This window comes from Streptomyces sp. NPDC111656 (assembly GCF_055656965.1).
Genome location: NZ_JBVKCA010000026.1, coordinates 55,570 through 74,950 on the forward strand (window position 1 = coordinate 55,570; position 19,381 = coordinate 74,950).

A 19,381-nucleotide genomic window follows, 5' to 3' on the forward strand; every position below is an offset into this window, starting at 1 on the left:
CGGACGGCGGCCGGAGCGTCCCGATGCCATGACGTGATCAGGCTGTGACCGGTCGTTCGACCAACGCCAGGGCGAGCTGCGGGAGTTCTGTGAGATCCGCCGCAGCGCCGCTCAGCCAGTGCACCCGGGGATCGCGCCGGAACCAGGAGTCCTGACGCCGCGCGAAGCGTTTGGTGGCGCGTACGGTCTCGGCGCGTGCCTCGGCGTCGGTGCACTCCCCGGCGAGCGCCGCGAGCACCTGCTGGTACCCGAGCGCACGCGATGCCGTACGCCCCTCACGCAATCCGTGCGCCTCCAGCGCACGCACCTCGTCGACGAGCCCCGCCTCCCACATCCGGTCGACGCGGCGCGCGATGCGGTCGTCGAGCTCGGGGCGCGTGACGTCGACGCCGATCTGCAGGGTGTCGTAGACGGAGTCGTGGCCGGGGAGGTTGGCGGTGAAGGGCTTCCCGGTGATCTCGATGACCTCGAGGGCGCGGACGATACGGCGGCCGTTGCTGGGCAGGATCGCGTGCGCGGCCTCCGGATCGGCCGTGGCCAGACGCGCGTGCAGCGCTCCGGAGCCACGCAGCGTGAGCTCCTCCTCCAGCCGGGCCCGCACCTCGGGGTCGGTGCCGGGGAACTCCAGATTGTCGACGGCCCCACGGACGTACAGTCCGGAGCCGCCCACCAGGATCGGCCAGCGGCCGTCGGCGAGCAGCGCGTCGATGCGGGCGCGGGCGAGCCGCTGGTACTCGGCGACGCTGGCCGTGACGGTCACGTCCCAGATGTCCAGGAGGTGGTGCGGGATCCCGCCGCGCTCCTGCGGCGTCAGTTTGGCGGTACCGATGTCCATCCCTCGGTACAACTGCATGGAGTCGGAGTTGACGACCTCGCCGCCGAGCCGTTGGGCGAGGTACACGCCCAGATCGGACTTTCCTGCGGCGGTCGGTCCTACGACGGCGATGACCCGGGGGGCGGGGGGTGCGCTACTCACTGCCCCAGTCTCGCAAACCTCGGGGCCTCTTCTCGAACGAGCTACGTGACGCCACGGGCCCGGGGTCGTTGCCTGTTGCGAGGTTCCAGCCGCCGGTTTTCGAGAGCCGGTGACCCGTGCGACGCAATGGGACGCACCGGGTGACGCGGAATTTCGCCCTCACGAGTAACGTATGGAGTGGATATGGGCATTTTTGCACGAATTCTTGGAAGGTCGAAGGCTACGGAGGAGGCGTCAACCGCCGCGGTGCAGACCGACACGCAAACGGCCGATACCGAGGCGGAGGTGACGGAGGAGGCGAAGGGTTCGTCCGAGAAGTCCGAAGGCTCCGAGAGCGAAGGCGGGGCCGCGGCGAGCGAGCCCGCGGAGGCCACCGCCAAGGATGACGTCGAGATCCCCCAGCAGCAGACCGCCGAAAAGGCCGCGGACAACGAGGCCGGCGAAAGCGCCCGCACGTAACTGTCCCGCGAGGGAAGGTGGACCATGAGTCTCCTGGACAATTTGAAAGCCAAGCTGGCACCCGCCAAGGACAAGGTCTCGGACCTCGCGCAACAGCACGGGGACAAGGTCACTCACGGTCTCGACAAGGCCGCGAAGGTGGTCGACGAAAAGACCAAGGGCAAGTACAGCGACAAGATCCAGACGGGCACGGGCAAGGCCAAGGGCGCCATGGACCGACTCGCGCACAAGGAAACCGACGGCGTCACGCCGCCGCCGGACGTGCCTCCACCGCCCCCGACGCCCTGACGGGTACGCATCAGTACATATCAGTACACATCGGCGGACGGCCGCGGAGCACACCTGGCTCCCGGCCGTCCGCCGTGTCCGGGCCGCCATGTCCGCGCCGTCAGGTCCGGGCCACCGTGTCCAGCCGGCCGTATCGAGGCTCGGCCCTGTCGGCCGACGGCCTTCTCGGGCGGAGCCCCAGGACCGCCAGGACGCCCAGGATCCCCAGGGCCTACAGGCCCCCCTAGGACCAGGCCGCCACCATGTACCCCACCCCGTACGGCGCGTCCTCGTACAGCAGGGCGCCGCCCAGGTCCGCGCTCTCCGCCGCGCCCGCGAGGACCTGCCAGGGGGCCCGCCCAGAGACCTTCAGTTCGTACGCCAGCTCGGCGTCCAGCGCCTTCAGGGCCGCCACGTCCGCCGCACCCAGCGCCCGCGCGACCTCCGCGTCGAAGCCCGCCGCGCGTTCGTCGAGATAGCCGGGCGCCTTGAGCGTCCGGCACGCGCTGGCGTCGCCCATCACCAGCAGGGCCACCCGATCGGCCCGCGCGACGATCCCCGCCCCGGTCCGGACGCAGCGCTCCGCTTCGAGAGGTTCTCCCACCCCAAGGCCTTCGACGGGGGCGTCGGACCAGCCCGTGCGCTCCAGCAGCCAGGCGGCGACGGCGAGCGAGGGCGGAAGCGGACGCTCCGGCGCCCCGGAGAGCGACGCCCCTCCCCCGAGGCGTACGTCGAGGTCCACACCGAACCCGCGGAACGAGCCCGGCGCCCCCTCCGGGAACGACCCGCGCCCGCTCTCTTCGGCGGGGCCGACGACGACCAGCAGGTCGGGGCGCGAGGCGGCCAGCACCCCCAGTGCGTCCGTGCAGGCCGCGCGCGCGGCGGCCAGTTCCGGTGCCGCACCAGCGGCGACCTCGGGGACGAGCAGCGGCGGACAGGGGCAGACTGCGGCGGCTACAAGCATGATCGGCAGCGTAACCCCGCGCGACCGGTCCAGGAGCCCCCCGGCCCGGGGTCAGTCGCAGCCGCACCCGCTGCCGGTGGCGACCGGCAGCGGCTCCGGGGCACCGATCTTCGGCAGCCCCAGCATCACGCCGGCGGGCTTCGGCGCCTCGGCCGCGTTGCGCTTCTCCCAGGCGTCCCCCGCGCGCGTGCGACGCACGTCCAGGACGGCGCCCTCGGCGAGCAGGTGGTGCGGGGCGGCGTAGGTGACCTCGACGGTGACCACGTCACCGGGCCGTACTTCCTGGTCGGGCTTGGTGAAGTGGACCAGGCGGTTGTCGGGGGCACGGCCGGAGAGGCGGTGGGTGGCACCGTCCTTGCGGCCCTCGCCCTCGGCGACCATCAGCTCCAGGGTGCGGCCGACCTGCTTCTTGTTCTCGTCCCAGGAAATCTGCTCCTGGAGGGCGACGAGACGCTCGTAGCGCGCCTGGACGACCTCCTTGGGGACCTGGTTCTCCATGGTGGCGGCCGGGGTGCCGGGACGCTTGGAGTACTGGAACGTGAACGCCGCCGAGAAGCGGGCCTCCCGCGCCACGTGCATGGTCTGCTCGAAGTCCTCCTCGGTCTCGCCGGGGAAGCCCACGATGATGTCGGTCGTGATGGCGGCGTGCGGAATGGCGGCGCGCACCTTCTCGATGATCCCGAGGTAGCGGTCCTGCCGGTAGGACCGGCGCATCGCCTTCAGGACCGGGTCCGAACCGGACTGCAGCGGCATGTGCAGCTGCGGCATCACGTTCGGAGTCTCGGCCATGGCGGCGATGACGTCGTCGGTGAAGTCACGGGGGTGCGGGGAGGTGAACCGGACCCGCTCCAGGCCCTCGATCTGCCCGCAGGCCCGCAGCAGCTTGCTGAACGCCTCGCGGTCGCCGATGTCGCTGCCGTACGCGTTGACGTTCTGCCCGAGCAGTGTGATCTCGGAGACGCCCTCGCCGACCAGTGCCTCGATCTCGGCGAGGATGTCGCCGGTCCTGCGGTCCTTCTCCTTGCCGCGCAGCGCCGGGACGATGCAGAAGGTGCAGGTGTTGTTGCAGCCCACGGAGATGGAGACCCAGGCCGCGTACGCGCTCTCGCGGCGGGTCGGCAGCGTGGACGGGAACGCCTCCAGCGACTCGGCGATCTCGACCTGCGCCTCTTCCTGCACGCGGGCGCGCTCCAGGAGGACCGGCAGCTTGCCGATGTTGTGCGTACCGAAGACGACGTCCACCCAGGGCGCCTTCTTCACGATGGTGTCGCGGTCCTTCTGGGCCAGGCAGCCGCCGACGGCGATCTGCATCCCGGGGCGCTTCGTCTTCATCGGCGCGAGGCGGCCGAGGTTGCCGTACAGCCTGTTGTCGGCGTTCTCCCGGACGGCGCAGGTGTTGAAGACGACGACGTCCGCGTCGCCGTCGGACCCTTCGGGCGCGCGCACGTAACCGGCGCCTTCGAGGAGCCCGGAGAGCCGTTCGGAGTCGTGGACGTTCATCTGGCACCCGTAGGTGCGCACCTCGTAGGTCTTGTGTTCCTGAACGTCCACTGCCTGACTCCGGTCGCTGCTGCTGGTCATGCCTCCAAGGGTAGGCGGTTCCGGGAGAGCCCCCGTCCGAGGGTTTCGAGGAGCGGGCGGGGCCCGACCACGAGGTGGGCGGCCGTCCCCACCGGGCCGAGGGAGCCCGTGATGCAATGGGGCACCACAGAACGGATCTCGGGGTGGAGTGGGGCGTGTTGAGCGACGGTGGGGCCGATATGGAGAGCTTCCAGCCTCTGGAGGACGGCGATCCTCGGGTCGTCGGCGGCTACCGGCTGGTGGCACGGCTCGGGTCCGGGGGCATGGGACGGGTCTATCTCTCGCACACGCCGGGCGGGCGGGCCGTCGCGGTCAAGGTGATCCGGCCGGAGCTGGCCGAGAACGCCGAGTTCCGGAAGCGGTTCCAGGCCGAGGTGGCCGCCGCGAGCCGGGTGCACGGGCTCTACACGGCTCCGGTCGTCGACAGCGACACCGGGGGGTCGATGCCGTGGTGCGCGACCGCCTATGTGCCGGGGCCTTCCCTCGCCGACGCGGTACGCGATCACGGGCCGCTGCCCCTCGACACCGTGCTGCGGCTGATCGCCGGAGTCGCGGAGGCCCTGCAGGCGGTGCACCGCGAGGGCATCGTGCACCGGGACCTCAAGCCGTCGAACGTACTGCTCGCCGCCGACGGCCCGCGGGTCATCGACTTCGGTGTCGCACGGGCCGCGGACGCCACGTCGGTGACGATGAGCGGCACGGCCCTCGGAACCGTCGCCTACATGGCGCCGGAGCAGGTGCTCGGCGGGGACGCCATGCCGTCGGCCGACGTGTTCGCGCTCGGGCAGACCGCGGTGTTCGCGGCGACGGGCCACGCCGCCTTCGGGGACGGGGATCCGCACGCGGTGCTCTACCGGGTGGTGCACGAGGAACCCGATCTCAGCCGCGTGCCGGGGGAGATACGGGAGCTGGTGGCACGGTGTCTGCGCAAGCCCGCCGCCGAGCGGCCTTCCGTCGAGGAGGTCATACGCTCCGTCCAGACGATCCAGGCGGATCTCGGCGCCGAAGCGCGGTCCGCGTCCGGGGCGTGGCTGTCGGGTGAGCTGGCGGCGGGTATCGCGGCTCGGGCCGAAGACGCCGATCGGGCCCGGGCGGAAGCGGTTCCGGACGCCCACGCTTCGGGGCCTTCGGGGACCTCCGGGGCTTCGGGGGCTTTCGGACCTGCTGGATCCGGCGCCTTTGGTCACGCCGGTCACGCCGGTCCCGGCGGTCCCGGCGCTTTCGGGCCTCCGATGGCCTACTCCCCCACCGCGCCGTCCCATGCCTCGCTGCCCGGGCCCTTCGTGATGGGGCCAGGGGCCGCGCCCGGTCCGTACGCTCCGCATCCCTGGCCGCAACCGCAGGAGCCGGACGCCGCGCAGACCTCCTCGGTGGGCACGGGCGGTAAGGGCCGCGGGGCCCGGGGCTGGGTATTGGCGGCAGCCGCGGTCGTACTCGTCGCCGGTGGGGCGGCCGCCGCGCTGCTGCTCGTCCCCGGGGACGGCGACAAGAAGGACAACCGGGCACAGGACGTGGCCGCGTCGGAGTCGGCCACGTCCGCCAAGGCTTCGCCCTCGGCGTCCGGCTCCCCGTCGCCCCGGGCCTCGGAGAAGCCCAAGACCGCCAAGTCCGCTCTGCCGCCCAGCCCTTCGGGGCCCCCGACGCCCACGCGGACCGCCACCTCGGCTCCCCCGACCGCCGCGTCCAGCAAGCCCGCGGCCCCGACGGCCCCCGTCCCGGTGACGTACTCCGGGATCCGGATGACCGCGAGCCACGACCTGTACCTCGCGGACACTCCGGTGCGGTCCAAGGCGGACACCGGGACCTCCGACGAGGATCTGACGTACGCCGTCTACTCCTCGGGGGCGGTCCTCGCCCCCGGCACCGACTCCGGCAGCTCCCTCGCCCTGCTGCCCGCGGGGCGGCAGGGAAGCCTGGACGCGTGCAAGGCGGCGACCGGCTACAAGAGCTACATCTGGGTCAAGGACCTCACCGTCGGCCAGCAGATGTGCGTGGTCAGCGGGACGGGGCACGTGGGGCTCGTGACGTATCGGGGTTCGTCCGGGACGACGTACGCCACCTTGGACGTGAAGGTCTGGCGCAACGCGGCCTAGGAACAGACCTCTTCGTCCCTCAGGGGCCTCTGCTCCCGGGCCTCTCCGCTCCTGGGCCTCTCCCCTCACGGGGCGAGGATGCCCGCACCCGGTCGTCGCACCATGAAGACGTCGACCGGGTCCTGAACCTCCACGGTGAACCCGTGGCGCTCGTACAGTCGCCGGGCGGCGCTGCCCTGCAGGACGTTCAGACGGACGGGCAGACCGTCGGCGTCGGTGCGCTCCAGCAGGGTGCGCAGAACCGCCGAACCGAGCCCCCGGCCCTGCAGGTCCGGGACGAGATAGAAGTGCTCCAGCCACAGCCCGTCCTCGGCCGGCCTCAGCGTGACGCAGCCCGCGAAGTCGCCGTCGGCGATGACGACCGACGTGTGCCCCGGGGAGAAGGACTCCCGCAGCCGTCGGCGGACCCGACGCTCGTCGAACCGGCCCAACCGCTCCAGGTCCGGGCGCATCACCGTCGCCCGCAGCTCGGCGATCACCTCGACATCCACCTGCTCCGCGGAGCGCAGCGCCCATTCCATGGATCGGCCCGCCCCTCGGCCCGGCCCTCGACCCGACCCGTTCCCGGGCAGCGTCCGCCCCGGCGTTGTCCGGTCCACCCCCGCACTCGTCTCCATGGTGGGAGTCTCTCAGTGGCCTGCCGAGACGTTGAATCCCCATCCCGAAGGGGCCGAAGTGACCGAAATGCCTGAAGTGCCCGAGGTACGTGAAGTACGCGAAGTTCCCGAAGAGACCGGCGACTGTGACGCGTCCCGGTGGTCGCGTGCCGAAGCCTTCCTGCGTGCGCGGGGAACCGCCGAGATGTCGCATCCGGGAGGCACACTGCTGGAGCACCTCGGCCGTGTCCGGCGACTCCTGGCCGACTGGGGCGGTGACCCCACGGTCCAGGCGGCGGGGCTGTGCCATGCCGCGTACGGGACCGACGGCTTCGACCCGTACCTGCTGCCGGTCGCCGAGCGGGCGACCCTGGCGGAACTGATCGGCGACCGGGCCGAGGCGCTGGTGTACCTGTACGCGAGTTGCGACCGCGGCACCGTCCTTCCCCGGATCGGGGGCGATCGGCCCGTGGTCTTCCGTGATCGCTTCACCGGCCGCGAGCACACCCCCGCGGACGACGACCTGCGCGCGTTCTTGGAGATCACCGCCGCCAACGAACTCGACGTACTGGCCCACAACGCGGAACTGGCCGAGCGGTACGGCCCGTCCCTGTACCGGCTGTTCACCGGAGCGGGCGACCTGCTGTCCTCTCCGGCCCGGGACGCCTGCGCCCGGCAACTCGGCCCGCACGCCACGATCACTGATCACTGATCACTGATCACTCAGCACCCGGCACTGATCACCGAGTTCGACCGACTCGTACCGACCACGCCCGCGGGCGGAGCCCGAACCCTTCAGGTCAGCGAACACTTTTACCCGTCACTGATGGCATGCCCCGGTCAAATCTGCCAGGCTTCCCGCAGCCGTAACCCTGACCACAGGGAGACGCAACGGAAATCTCACCCCAGCGATCGCGCAAGCGATGCGCGCAGCCCCCGGCTGCCCCCGGCGCACCCCGGCCGTCAGGGCGGCCACCGAGCAGGCCGGAATCCCGGCCGCCTCAAAGGAGTTTCGTGTGAGACCGACCCCCCACAAGGCCCTCGCCGCGAGCGCACTGGGCATCGCCGCGTTGGCCGCCGCCCTGCTCCCCGTCACCCCGGCGGCAGCCGCGCCGCCCACGGCACCACTGGCCGCCGACTGCACTCCGGCCCAGGTGGTCACCAACGGTGGTTTCGAGAGCGGGACTTCGCCCTGGACCCAGTCGTCGTCGACCGTGATCACCAGCCGTTCCGGTCAGAGCGCCCACGGCGGCACCAGCTTCGCCTGGCTGAACGGTGTCGGCAGTACGCACACCGACACCCTCTCGCAGAGCGTCACGATCCCGTCCGGGTGCAGCAGCGCCACGCTCACCTTCTGGCTGCACATCGACACCGCCGAGACGACCTCGTCGACCGCGTACGACAAGCTGACGGCGAAGATCGGCAGTACGACACTGGCGACGTACTCGAACCTCAACAAGGCCACCGGCTACGTACAGAAGTCGTTCGACGTGTCGGCGTTCGCGGGCCAGACCGTGAGCCTCGCCTTCACCGGGACCGAGGACTCCAGCCTCCAGACGAGCTTCGTCCTCGACGACATCGCCCTCGACACCTCCGGCGGCACGACCCCGCCGGCGGACTCCACGCGCACGCCGGCCGCCCCCTCGTACACCGTCAGCCTGAGCAGCAACACGAGCGGCACGGTCTGGACGGGCCACGAGAGCGCGACGTTCACCAACGCCTCCTCCACCGCGCTCAGCGAGGTGTACCTGAGGCTGTGGGACAACTACCACGGCACCTGCTCCGCGATGCCGATCGCGGTCAGCAACGTCACCGGGGGCACCGCGGGTGCCCTGTCGGTCGGCTGCACGGCCCTCCGGATCGCCCTCCCGACCCCGCTGGCGCAGGGTCAGTCGACCACGATCGGCTTCGACCTGGGGATCACCGTCCCCAGCGGTGCCGACCGCTTCGGCTACGACGGCGCGTTCAGCATGATCGGCAACGCGCTGCCGGTTCTCGCCATCAAGGACGGCTCGGGCTGGCACCTGGACCCGTACACCAACAACGGCGAGTCGTTCTACTCCCTGGCGGCCGACTTCAAGGTGACCCTCGACCACCCGACCACCCTGCTGGTCCCGGCCACGGGCGCCTCGGTGGACACCCCCGGCTCCAGCGGACGCACGGTCACCACGGCCGCCGCCTCCAAGGTCCGTGACTTCGCGTGGGCGGCGGGCCCGTTCACCAAGATCTCGGGTACGTCGACGGCGGGCACTCCGATCAACATCTACTCGGTCTCGGGGATCAGTTCGTCCAGCGCACAGTCCATGCTCACCACCGCGAAGACCGCGGTGGACGCCCACGCGGGCCGCTTCGGCGCCTACCCGTACGGCGAGTTGGACGCCGTCATCGACAACAACTTCTGGTTCGGCGGCATGGAGTACCCGGGGTTCGTCCTCGACCTGGTCTCCACCACGGCGCTCACCCATGAGATCGGGCACCAGTGGTTCTACGGGATCGTCGGCGACGACGAGTACAACAGCCCGTGGCTGGACGAGGCGTTCACCGACTACGCCACCGACCTGGCGCTGGGCAGTACCGGCACGAACTGCTGGAACAGCGTCTCCTGGGCCTCGACGGCGGAGAAGATCACCAACTCGATGGCCTACTGGGACGCCCACTCGTCCCGGTACTCCACCGTCGTCTACGGCTACGGCAAGTGCGCCCTGCACGATCTGCGGCGCGTCCTCGGTGACACCGCCATGACGAAGTTGCTGAAGGACTACGCCACTTCGCACTGGTACGGCGTCTCGACCACGGCCGAGTTCAAGGCGGCCGCCCAGGCCGCCACGACCACGGACCTGACCTCGTTCTGGACCCAGCACCGCATCGACGGCTGATTCGGCGCCGGTTCGCCGCGGTCGACCCCTCGGGATGTCATCCGCGGCGAACCGACGACCGGGCGTGCGCGCGTGATCAGCGTCGTGACATCGACCCACGCCCAGCGGTCGACCCACGCCTACTGGCCGAAGCCCTCGCCGTACACGACCGACCACGGGCGGGTCGGTCCGTCCACCGGGCGGGCCCCGTCCGCACTCCCCGCTGCCGCGGGGCGCGCCCGGTCGTCTCGGCTCGGGGTCGCGGTGCGGTCGCGGGTCAGTACGTCGGCCGCGAGTTCCGCGAAGGGGCGCGCAGCCGGGTGGACGGCGCGACCGGCGGGCCACGCGCCGCTCAGCCGCTGGGTGAGGGGACGGCCCGCCAGGGGGCGCCAGGCGACGCGGGGCTCCTTGCGGGCCACCGGCCCCTGGTCGAAGGCGATTCCGTGCCCCGCCGTCACCAGAGCCAGCAGGAACTCGGAGTTCGACGCGTGCCGCAATCGACCGGGCACGAAGCCCGCGCCGCGGCAGACGTCGAGAATCCGGTCGTACCAACCGGGGGCGTGGGCCCGCGGAAAGAGCACGAGATCGTGGCCGGCCAGCTCGCCGAGCGCCACCTCGGGCAGCCCGGCCAGCGGTGAGGTGCGGGGCAGCACGACTCCGAGATCCATCGGGACCTCGGGACCGAGCCACAGTTCGGTGGCGTCCACGGGCTGATGGACGAGCCCGACGTCGAGTCCGCCGGAGGCCAGCAGCCGCACCTGCTCCTCCGTGGTGACCTCCTGCAGGTCGACGGACAGCCCCGGAGAGCGCTCCGCACAGGCGGCGAGCAGCGCGGACAGCACGGCGGCCGTGGTGTCGGGCGGCACGCCCGCGCGCAGGGTCCCCAGGGCGCCGTCCCCGGCACGCCGGGCCAGCACCCGCAACCGCTCCTCACGGGCGAGGAGTTCACGGGCCTCGTCCAGGAGCACCGCCCCGGCGGCGGTCAGCCGGATCCGGCGGTGCGCCCGGTCGAACAGCTCGGCACCGAGCTCCTTCTCCAGCCTCCGTACGGCCTGGCTGAGTGGCGGCTGGGCCATGCCCAGCCGGTCGGCGGCCCGGCTGAAGTGCAGCTCCTCGGCTACGGTGACGAAAAGACGCAGGTGGCGCAAGAGATCCACGGTGAGGGACCTTACGCGAGGGGGCGGGCGAACGAGTGGTCGAGGAGCGGATCCGCGAGGTTTTCGCGAGAGCGGGCGCCGAGGGTCTCCTGCACGCGGTGCCCGTCGGCACCTGGCCACCGGGGGAGGCGCGGGAGGTGGCCGTCGGCGCGGACGAGCCCGTCGTGATCGCGTCGATCTTCAAGGTGTTGCTGGTCCTGGAGTTCGCCCGGCAGGCGGCGGCCGGGCAGCTCGACCCCCGGGAACGGGTACGGGTGACGGCGGCCGACCGGCTCGGCGGCTGGGGCACGGCGGGCTGCGCGGACGACGTCGAGCTGTCGCTGCGCGATCTGGCCTTCTTCGCGATGTCGGTCAGTGACAACGCGGCGGCGGATCTGCTGCTGGACCGGGTCGGGCTGGACACCGTACGGCTGCTCGCCAAGGAGCTCGGGCTCGACCGGACCAGGATCGTGGGCGGCCCGCGTGACGTGCTCGAGTCGATGCTCGCCGAGGTCGGGGCGGGCGACGAGCGGGAGTTCGCCGTCCGATACCCCGCCCTGCCGGACGACCGCAAGAGACGGCTGGCCGTGCTGGATCCCCTGCGCACCAACGCGAGCACGCCCCGGGAGACCAGCGAACTGCTGCGTCTGATCTGGCGCGACGAAGCGGGCGCTCCGGAAGCCTGTTCCCACGTACGCGACTTGATGAGTCGTCAGGTCTTCCGTCATCGGCTGGTTTCGGGGTTCCCGGACGACGTGACGATCGCGGCCAAGACCGGGACCCTGCCGGGGCTGCACATGGAGACGGGAGTCGTCCGGTATCCCGACGGCGGGTGCTACGCGGTGTCCGTCTTCGCCCGTACCCGTGAGCTGACCGCCACCCGGCCGAGGGTGGACGCCGCGATCGGCGCCGCGGCCGCGATGGCCGTCGACTTCCTGCGGAGCGAGGGCCTCTGACCGGGTCTCATATGCCCTCACGTATCGCGAGGACACCGTTTCGATCTTGGACGTGGGAGGTAGATCCCTGATCTGCTGACGCCATGAGCGACACCGCAGACACGCAGAGGGACCCGATGCTCGGCCGACGCAGCCTGCTGCGAGGTGCCGCGCTCGGCGCGGCCGCCCCACTCCTTCCCGCCGCCACCGGCACCGCCACCGCATCGACGTCGATATCGGCGTCGGCGTCGGCGTCTTTACGCTGGCTCGGCACCTCCGGCTGGCGCATCGACGTCGACGGCCGGACCGTGCTCTTCGACCCGTACCTCACCCGGTTCAAGACCGGCCTGTTCGACGGCGCCTTCCGCGCGGACACGGAGCTGAGCGCCGACCCCGAGGTGGTCCGGGAACACATCGGAGCCCCCGAACTCGTCCTGGTCAGCCACTCCCACTGGGACCACCTCGCCGACGTGCCGTACATCGCCAAGTCCACCGGCGCCCGCGTCGTCGGCACGGAGACCACCTACCACCTGCTGGTCGCGTTCGGCGTCGACCCTGGCCAGATCTCCGTGGTGAAGGGGGGCGAGGTGCTGGACTTCGACGGCATCATCGTCGAGGTCGCGGCCGGGCTGCACAGCCGCAACAAGAAGTACGCCTACTTCGCCCCCGGCACGCTCGACACCCCGCCCGCGGCGCCTCCGAGGACCATCGCGGAGCTGCCGGAGGGCGACACGCTCGCCTTCCAGGTGACGGCCGGCAGCGGTGGACCCTCGGCGTTCCTCATGGGGGCCAGCGACTTCTCCGAGCGGGCGGTGCAGGGACTCCGCCCCGATCTCGCCATGGTCGCCGTGCCCTCCAGCACCGCCACCCACCACTACGTACCCCGGCTGCTGCGCGCCCTGGGCAGCCCCGGCGTGGTCGTACCCGTCCACTGGGACAACTTCGAGGAGCCCCTGAGCGAGCCACCGCGCCGCGACCCGTCGATGGACCTGGACGGCTTCCTCGCCCAGGTGCACCGGGAGTCCCCGGCGAGCCGGATCGTCGTCCCGGACTACCGCACGGTGTACGGCGCGGACATGCGCCCTCGCCTCCAGACCTCCTGACCTCCGCGGACCGCGACGACGCGATGGACGCTGGGTAAGAAGTCGGTAACCCTCCGCGAGTCCCGCCGACCAGGCGTTTTTGTCCGGTAGTGAGGGTTTTTTGATGCTTTTCGCACAGGGACGGAACACTCGTCCGGTCGCAGGCTCGGCCCTCACGTGGATAACCTCAAAAGCGAACATTTCGCCCATATGGGCGTGATCCGTTTGTGGGGGGACCCGTCACGTCAGGAGTCACACGTGAATTCCACACTCCGCAGCCGCTGTGCCAAGGCGATCGGCGCCGGCGCGCTCTCCGTCGCTCTGCTGTCGGCCGGGACGGCGGGCGCTTTCGCCGCGTCCCCGAGCGCGGCCTCACCGAGTCCGAAGCCGAGCATGACCGGCAGCGCGAAGCCGACCAAGACCGGAACCGCGAAGCCCACCAGGACCAGCACCGCGAAGCCGACCAAGTCCGGCACGCCCATGGCCGGCGGTTCGATCACTACCAGGGTGAACAAGGCTCAGGTGAAGGCCGGCCAGTCGGTGACTTTCACCGGACGCGCCAAGGGAGTGAAGGTCGGCACCAAGGTGGTGCTGCTGCACATGCACAACGGCAAGTGGACTGCTCTGAAGTCCAGCACCGTGCTCAAGAACGGCAGCAGCTACTCCCTGGTCACCAAGTTCAACCACAAGGGCAAGGAGCAGCTTCGGGTCATGGCGGGCAAGATCGTCTCGCCCACCGTCGTCGTGACGGTGAAGTGATCCGGCGGCACCGCCGAGAGAGGGCCGACCCGTGCACGGGTCGGCCCTGTCCCTGTCCGGTTCCCTGTCCGGTTCTCTGTCCGGCCCGGGTCACGGCTCGATGAGCCCGGCCCGGATCGCGTACCGGGTGAGTTCGAGGCGGTCGCGCAGGCCGAGCTTCTGCAGCAGGTTCGCCCGGTGGCTCTCCACGGTCTTGGCGCTGATGTAGAGCAGTTCGGCGATCTCCTTCGTCGTATGGCCCTCGGCGACCAGCTTGAGCACCTCCTCCTCGCGGTCGGTGACGGTCCGCACGGGCAGTGCCTCGCCGCGCCGCATCCGCTCCAGGTAGGTGCGTACGAGCGCGGTCTCGGCGCCGGGATAGATGAACGGCTCGTCGCGCATCGCCGCCCGGCACGCCTCGACCAGGTCGCGGTCGGCGACCGACTTCAGTACGTAACCGCAGGCCCCCGCCTTGAGCGCCTCGAAGAAGTACTGCTCGTTGTCGTACATCGTCAGGATGAGGATGCGCAGGTCGGGAAGGCGGCGGGAGAGTTCGCGGGCCGCCTGGAGCCCGGTCATCCGGGGCATCGCGATGTCGAGGACGGCGAGGTCCACGTCCGTGTCGCGGGCCCGCGCGACCGCTTCGGCACCGTCCCCGGCCTCGGCCACGACGCTCAGGTCCGGTTCGCCGTCCAGGATGAGCCGTACGCCACGGCGCACGAGTGTGTGGTCGTCGGCGAGCAGAACCCGGGTGGGCCGGCCCCCGCCGGGCTGCCGGTCGGGCACGGACGACGTGGACGGAACGGACGACCTGGGCGGCACGGACGACGTCATCGGTCTCCCTCGAAAGCGGTCGCGGCGCGGAGCTGCGGCGGTACGTCGGTCTCCGACGCGCCTGTCGTCGATACGCCAGTCTCCGACCCGCCTGTCATCGATACGCCAGTCTCCGACGCGCCCGTCTTCGTCGAGATGCGCAGCCGTACGTCGGTGCCCGCGCCCGGCCCGGCCCCGACCGAGAGCGCGGCGCCGATCAGCAGGGCGCGTTCCCGCATACCGCTGATCCCCGCCCCCTCCCGCAGTCGGCCGGGGCCTTTGCCGTTGTCCCGTACGAGGAGTTCGACGCCGTCGCCGCCGTCATCACCGTCCACGGCGACGACCCGCCGCAACCGCAGTTCGGCGCGATCGGCGCCCGCGTGCCGGGCCGTGTTGGTGAGCCCTTCCTGAGCCACCCGGTAGACCACGAATTCCGTCTCCTCGGTCAGCGGCGGCAGATCTCCGTCGAGGTGGTGGCGTACGGACAGGCCGTGCGTGGTGAACTCGGCCGCCAGCGACCGCAGCGCACTGTGCAGACCGAGTTCCTCCAGGACCCCGGGGCGCAGCCGGCGGGCGATACGGCGGATCTCGTCCAGGCTGCCGCGGGTCGCCTCCTGTGCCTGCCGCACCTCCTCCCGCAGTTCCCCGGGCGCCTGGTCGGCGACCCGTTTGAGCTGCAGCAGCACGGCGGTCAGGGTCTGGCCCACCTCGTCGTGGAGCTCCTGGGAGATGCGCCGGCGCTCGCCCTCCTGCGCGGAGAGCGCGCGGGCCGAACTGGTGGCGCGCTCGGTCTCCAGCCGATCGAGCATGGTGTTGTACGTGGTGATCAGTCCGGCGACCTCCGCGGGCCCGGTGACGGGTGCCCGGGCCCCGGGGTGCAGCAGGTCGGCGGTGGCCATGGCCCGGCCGAGCCGTTGCAGCGGCGCCAGTCCTATCCGCAGCACGAGCGCGTTGACGACGAGCAGCACCGCGAGTCCCGCGACGACGACCAGCACCTCGCCCGGCAGTATCGGCGTCGACACGGTGACCGGGCCCAGCAGCAGCGCGGTGGCCACGGTCAGGCCCGCGGCATTGAGCAGGAAGATCCGCCGGAACAGCGACACGTTCTTCTGTCCGTCCCTTCCTGTCCCTCCGGCCCTTCCGAGCTGCGGCGACGCCGCTGTCCCGGTCAGCTTCGCGCCTGCCGAGCGGTCGTGTCCATCCGTGCCAACACCCATGTCGCCACCGTACGGGGGATGGCAGCATGACCGTTTTGCACGGGAACGCAGGACCGCGACTCGACGAGCGACACGACGCGATGACCAACCGACTCGATGAACAAGATGAACAAGGGGAGACCATGTCCACGCCACGCCTTCGGGCGACGCCACTGCCGGGCATCGGGGTCCAGTACGACCTCATGACGCGCGAACAGCGCCACCTGTCGGTGGTGGCGCACCGCGACGGCGCCCGCACCGTGAGCGTGTACCGCGCCGACGACCCCGACTCCTGCGCCCAGTCGCTGCGGCTGACGAGCGGCGAGGCGGCCTCGCTGATCGACGCGCTGAAGCCCTCCCACCACAGCCCGAGCCTGCTCTACACCACCGACCTCGGGCTGATCGCCGAGCGCATCGAGATCGCCGCGACCTCCCGCTGGAACGGCCGGTTGCTGGGCGAGACCCGGATGCGGACCGAGACCGGCGCTTCGGTGGTGGCGGTGCTGCGCCGCGCCGAGGCCATCCCCTCGCCGACCCCGGACTTCCGGCTGGCGGGCGGGGACACCCTGATCGTCGTCGGCACCCGCGAAGGCGTCGACGGCGCCGCGGCGATACTCGGACGGGAGTGAGCGCGTGCACTCTGCTGTTCTGCTGATCGAGTTCGGCGCCATCATCCTCTGTCTCGGCCTGCTGGGGCGGGCCGCCGCCCGACTGCGGTTCTCCCCCATCCCGCTGTATCTGCTGGCCGGTCTCGCCTTCGGCGAGGGCGGGCTGCTCCCGCTCGGCGCGAGCGAGGAGTTCGTCGCCACCGGCGCCGAGATCGGCGTCATCCTGCTCCTGCTGATGCTCGGCCTGGAGTACACGGCCAGCGATCTGGTCTCCAACCTCAAGGCCCACTACCCCTCGGGTCTGGTCGACTGCGCCCTCAACGCCCTGCCCGGCGCGGCCGCCGCGCTGCTGCTCGGCTGGGGTCCGGTGGCCGCCGTGGTCCTGGCGGGCGTCACCTGGATCTCCTCGTCCGGTGTCATCGCCAAGGTGCTGGGCGACCTGGGGCGGGTGGGCAACCGGGAGACACCGGTGATCCTCAGCATCCTCGTCCTGGAGGACCTGGCGATGGCGGTCTACCTGCCCATCGTCACCGCGCTGGTGGCCGGGGTCGGGCTGGCCGCGGGCAGTGTGACGCTCGCGATCGCCCTGGGAGCCGCCGGACTCGTCCTGTTCGTGGCCGTCCGCTACGGCCGTGTCATCTCCCGCTTCGTCTCCAGCGACGACCCCGAGAAGCTGCTGCTCGTCGTGCTGGGCCTGACGATCCTCGTCGCGGGCATCGCACAGCAGCTCCAGGTCTCCGCCGCCGTCGGGGCGTTCCTGGTCGGCATCGCCCTGTCCGGGGAGGTCGCGGAGGGCGCGCACACGCTGCTCAGCCCGTTGCGGGATCTCTTCGCGGCGATCTTCTTCGTCTTCTTCGGGCTGCACACCGACCCGGCGAGCATTCCGCCGGTGCTGCTGCCCGCGCTCGCGCTCGCCGTCGTCACGGCTCTGACGAAGATCGCCACCGGGTACTGGGCGGCGCTCCGTGCCGGTATCTCCGTGGGTGGCCGGTGGCGAGCGGGCGGCGCGCTGGTCGCGCGCGGCGAGTTCTCCATCGTCATCGCCGGGCTCGCGGTCACGGCCGGCATCGAACCCTCACTCGGCCCGCTGGCCACGGCGTACGTGCTGATCCTGGTCGTACTCGGCCCGCTCACCGCCCGCTCCACCCAGCCGCTGGCCGAACGGCTCACGGCCCGGTTCGGTCTCCCCGAGCGCCGGGGCCCCGCGGCACGGCCCGAGGGGGCGGAACCGGAACAGCCCGAGGCGGAGGGCGAGGCACGACAGCAGACCGCCGTCGGGGACTGAGTCAGGCCGATCGAGCAGGGGGCTACGCGTCCGCGCCTCTCCACCCCTGCCTCCGCAGTACCTCCGACACGTCCGGCGCCCGGTAGTGCTCCCCCTTGAGGACCTTGCCGTCGGCCCGGCGGGCGACGCGGCCGTCGGGGCCCAGCTTCGTCATGTTGGAGCGGTGGATCTCGGCGATCACCGCGTCGAGGTCGATGCCGTGGACGAGCGCGGTGCCGTACGCCACGTACACGACGTCGGCCAGCTCGTGCGCCAGCCGGTCCAGCGGGCCCGAGACCGAGACCTCGGCGACTTCGGCGGCCTCCTCGGCGAGCAGTTCACCACGGTGGGCGGCGAGCGCCGGAGAGACCTCCGTCGGTGTGCTGCGCGCGTCGAGCCCGAAGGCGAGGTGAAACTCACGGACCAGGGAAGCGGGGGAAGGAGATGCGAGGGAAGGAGATGCGGGGGAGAGATCGGGAGACACGGAAGAAGTGACCGGGGAGTCGGGCGAGGTCTGCATCCGCCGACCATACCGAGCCCGATTCCCTGCCCACGTCGAGCATTCCGGGCCCGATTCCCTGCCCTCGTCGAGCATTCCGGGCCCGATTCCCTGCCCTCACCGACCATACCGAGCCCGATTCCCTGCCCACGTCGACCGTGCCGAGCCCGGTGCCCCGCCCCCGCCGACCCGCTGCCGCACCTCTCCCGCCCCCCTCTCGGCCTCGCTCGCCCTCTCTCGGCCCCGCCCTGGTCAGGACAGCCCCCCGGCTGGCAGGATCGCGCGCATGTTCCTGCCACTCCCCCGTATCGGCCGACGCCGCGCGCTGTTCGGCTCGGCCGCCGCGCTCATGGTGTTCGGGCTGCTCTTGTGGTGGCTGCTGCCGCTGGGCGAGGAGTCGCCGGGCGGCAGGATCACGTTCAGCACGGGCACCCCGACCGGGGTGTACCAGAAGTACGGCACGCTCCTGCAGACCGCGCTCGCCAAGGACATGCCGCGCCTGGACGTCCGGCTGAAGAACAGCGACGGCTCGCAGGAGAACGTCCGCCGGGTGGCCACGGGCCAGGCCGACTTCACCATCGCGGCGGCCGACGCGGTGGAGACGTACATCCTGGAGAACAAGCCGGGATCGGGCCAACTGCGCGGCTGCGCCCGGCTGTACGACGACTATGTGCACCTGGTCGTCCCGCGCTCCTCGTCCGTGCAGTCGGTGGCGGACCTGCGGGGCAAGAGGGTCGCCGTGGGGCCGGACGGTTCCGGGGTACGGCTGATAGCGGAGCATGTCCTGCAGGCGGCCGGGCTCGACTCCGCGAAGGACATCAAGCCGTTTCCGGACGGCATCGGCACCATGCCGGACCTGCTCGTACACCACAAGATCGACGCCTTCTTCTGGTCGGGCGGCCTGCCGACGAGCGCGGTGCAGCAGCTCTCGAAGCGCTTCGCGGTCAGGCTCGTGCCGATCGACGGCGACCTCGTCGCGAAGCTGCACGAGCAGGGCGGCGCGGCCCGCTACTACCGGTCCGCGGTGATGCCCGCCGACGCCTACCCCGAGGCCCAGCAGGGCTCGTCCGTGCAGACGCTGGCGGTGGCGAACTTCCTGATCACCCGGGAGGACTCGGACGCCCGGCTCACCGAGGAACTCACCCGTACGGTGATCAACAGCCGCGACGGCATCGGCCGTCAGGTGCACGCGGCCCAGCTGGTGGACCTGCGCACGGCCATCTACACGGACCCGCTGCCCCTGCACGAGGGCGCTCGGCGCTACTACCGCTCGGTCAAGCCGTAGCGCGGGCCGCCTCCCGGCCGCGCCACCCTGCCGC

General features: G+C 71.3%; 19 protein-coding genes. 11 read left to right on the forward strand and 8 right to left on the reverse strand.

The window, feature by feature from the left end:
• Window positions 1–37: 37 nt before the first annotated feature.
• Window positions 38–976 carry a tRNA (adenosine(37)-N6)-dimethylallyltransferase MiaA gene (gene miaA / locus ACZ7M3_RS44995; protein ID WP_099920312.1) on the reverse strand — a complete coding sequence of 313 codons (939 nt, stop codon included), beginning with the start codon at window positions 974–976 and terminating at the stop codon, window positions 38–40.
• Window positions 977–1,159: 183 nt separating this feature from the next.
• Here miaA and ACZ7M3_RS45000 point away from each other — a divergent pair, with 183 nt between their 5' ends.
• Together ACZ7M3_RS45000 and ACZ7M3_RS45005 are read left to right on the forward strand one after the other, a co-directional pair.
• Window positions 1,160–1,435: a hypothetical protein gene (locus tag ACZ7M3_RS45000; RefSeq protein WP_472071620.1), complete on the forward strand. Its 276-nt coding sequence runs from the start codon at window positions 1,160–1,162 to the stop codon at window positions 1,433–1,435.
• A gap of 24 nt (window positions 1,436–1,459) precedes the next feature.
• Window positions 1,460–1,723 (forward strand): antitoxin, encoded by a 264-nt coding sequence (locus tag ACZ7M3_RS45005; protein ID WP_355309410.1) that lies wholly within the window; start codon window positions 1,460–1,462, stop codon window positions 1,721–1,723.
• Between the two features lie 223 nt (window positions 1,724–1,946).
• Here the strand turns inward: ACZ7M3_RS45005 and ACZ7M3_RS45010 are convergent, their stop codons facing one another.
• Entirely contained in the window at window positions 1,947–2,666 is a 720-nt protein-coding gene (locus tag ACZ7M3_RS45010) for a class III extradiol dioxygenase subunit B-like domain-containing protein (protein WP_450431434.1), read from the reverse strand.
• Window positions 2,667–2,717: 51 nt separating this feature from the next.
• Window positions 2,718–4,247: a tRNA (N6-isopentenyl adenosine(37)-C2)-methylthiotransferase MiaB gene (gene miaB / locus ACZ7M3_RS45015; protein WP_472071622.1), complete on the reverse strand. Its 1,530-nt coding sequence runs from the start codon at window positions 4,245–4,247 to the stop codon at window positions 2,718–2,720.
• A 116-nt stretch (window positions 4,248–4,363) separates the two neighbouring features.
• Here miaB and ACZ7M3_RS45020 point away from each other — a divergent pair, with 116 nt between their 5' ends.
• Window positions 4,364–6,340 (forward strand): serine/threonine-protein kinase, encoded by a 1,977-nt coding sequence (locus tag ACZ7M3_RS45020; protein WP_472071624.1) that lies wholly within the window; start codon window positions 4,364–4,366, stop codon window positions 6,338–6,340.
• Between the two features lie 65 nt (window positions 6,341–6,405).
• On the opposite strand, the gene ACZ7M3_RS45025 is transcribed toward ACZ7M3_RS45020, so the two are convergent.
• A complete protein-coding gene (locus ACZ7M3_RS45025) occupies window positions 6,406–6,861 on the reverse strand; it encodes a GNAT family N-acetyltransferase (RefSeq protein ID WP_472071626.1) in 456 nt (151 codons plus the stop codon).
• A gap of 256 nt (window positions 6,862–7,117) precedes the next feature.
• On the opposite strand from ACZ7M3_RS45025, the gene ACZ7M3_RS45030 reads away from it, so the two are divergent.
• Window positions 7,118–7,648, forward strand: coding sequence for a DUF6817 domain-containing protein (locus tag ACZ7M3_RS45030; protein ID WP_472071685.1), 531 nt, complete (start codon window positions 7,118–7,120; stop codon window positions 7,646–7,648).
• 304 nt (window positions 7,649–7,952) lie between these two features.
• On the forward strand, window positions 7,953–9,812 hold the full coding sequence (locus tag ACZ7M3_RS45035; RefSeq protein WP_472071628.1) for a M1 family metallopeptidase: 1,860 nt from the start codon (window positions 7,953–7,955) through the stop codon (window positions 9,810–9,812).
• 119 nt (window positions 9,813–9,931) lie between these two features.
• Here the strand turns inward: ACZ7M3_RS45035 and ACZ7M3_RS45040 are convergent, their stop codons facing one another.
• Window positions 9,932–10,939, reverse strand: coding sequence for a LysR family transcriptional regulator (locus ACZ7M3_RS45040; protein WP_472071687.1), 1,008 nt, complete (start codon window positions 10,937–10,939; stop codon window positions 9,932–9,934).
• A gap of 44 nt (window positions 10,940–10,983) precedes the next feature.
• Here ACZ7M3_RS45040 and ACZ7M3_RS45045 point away from each other — a divergent pair, with 44 nt between their 5' ends.
• The 3 genes from ACZ7M3_RS45045 (at window position 10,984) to ACZ7M3_RS45055 (ending at window position 13,703) form a co-directional block, all read left to right on the forward strand.
• Window positions 10,984–11,883 carry a serine hydrolase gene (locus ACZ7M3_RS45045; protein WP_472071630.1) on the forward strand — a complete coding sequence of 300 codons (900 nt, stop codon included), beginning with the start codon at window positions 10,984–10,986 and terminating at the stop codon, window positions 11,881–11,883.
• A gap of 83 nt (window positions 11,884–11,966) precedes the next feature.
• Complete coding sequence (locus ACZ7M3_RS45050; protein ID WP_472071632.1) at window positions 11,967–12,965, forward strand: MBL fold metallo-hydrolase; 999 nt, start codon at window positions 11,967–11,969, stop codon at window positions 12,963–12,965.
• 237 nt (window positions 12,966–13,202) lie between these two features.
• A complete protein-coding gene (locus ACZ7M3_RS45055) occupies window positions 13,203–13,703 on the forward strand; it encodes a hypothetical protein (RefSeq protein WP_472071634.1) in 501 nt (166 codons plus the stop codon).
• 90 nt (window positions 13,704–13,793) lie between these two features.
• Here the strand turns inward: ACZ7M3_RS45055 and ACZ7M3_RS45060 are convergent, their stop codons facing one another.
• Together ACZ7M3_RS45060 and ACZ7M3_RS45065 are read right to left on the reverse strand one after the other, a co-directional pair.
• Window positions 13,794–14,516: a response regulator gene (locus ACZ7M3_RS45060; protein ID WP_472071636.1), complete on the reverse strand. Its 723-nt coding sequence runs from the start codon at window positions 14,514–14,516 to the stop codon at window positions 13,794–13,796.
• A complete protein-coding gene (locus tag ACZ7M3_RS45065) occupies window positions 14,513–15,598 on the reverse strand; it encodes a HAMP domain-containing sensor histidine kinase (RefSeq protein ID WP_472071638.1) in 1,086 nt (361 codons plus the stop codon). The genes ACZ7M3_RS45060 and ACZ7M3_RS45065 overlap by 4 nt, the downstream gene beginning before the upstream one ends.
• Before the next feature lie 236 nt (window positions 15,599–15,834).
• Here ACZ7M3_RS45065 and ACZ7M3_RS45070 point away from each other — a divergent pair, with 236 nt between their 5' ends.
• Window positions 15,835–16,320 (forward strand): cation:proton antiporter regulatory subunit, encoded by a 486-nt coding sequence (locus ACZ7M3_RS45070; RefSeq protein WP_472071640.1) that lies wholly within the window; start codon window positions 15,835–15,837, stop codon window positions 16,318–16,320.
• A gap of 4 nt (window positions 16,321–16,324) precedes the next feature.
• Window positions 16,325–17,584, forward strand: a complete 1,260-nt coding sequence (locus ACZ7M3_RS45075) for a cation:proton antiporter (RefSeq protein ID WP_472071642.1) — start codon at window positions 16,325–16,327, stop codon at window positions 17,582–17,584.
• A 22-nt stretch (window positions 17,585–17,606) separates the two neighbouring features.
• Here ACZ7M3_RS45075 and ACZ7M3_RS45080 read toward each other — a convergent pair whose 3' ends face one another.
• Entirely contained in the window at window positions 17,607–18,083 is a 477-nt protein-coding gene (locus ACZ7M3_RS45080) for a pyrophosphohydrolase domain-containing protein (RefSeq protein WP_472071644.1), read from the reverse strand.
• A gap of 265 nt (window positions 18,084–18,348) precedes the next feature.
• Here ACZ7M3_RS45080 and ACZ7M3_RS45085 point away from each other — a divergent pair, with 265 nt between their 5' ends.
• The gene (locus tag ACZ7M3_RS45085; protein ID WP_472071646.1) at window positions 18,349–19,347 is read left to right on the forward strand and encodes a TAXI family TRAP transporter solute-binding subunit; all 999 of its coding nucleotides are present in this window, start codon (window positions 18,349–18,351) and stop codon (window positions 19,345–19,347) included.
• Window positions 19,348–19,381: the final 34 nt, after the last annotated feature.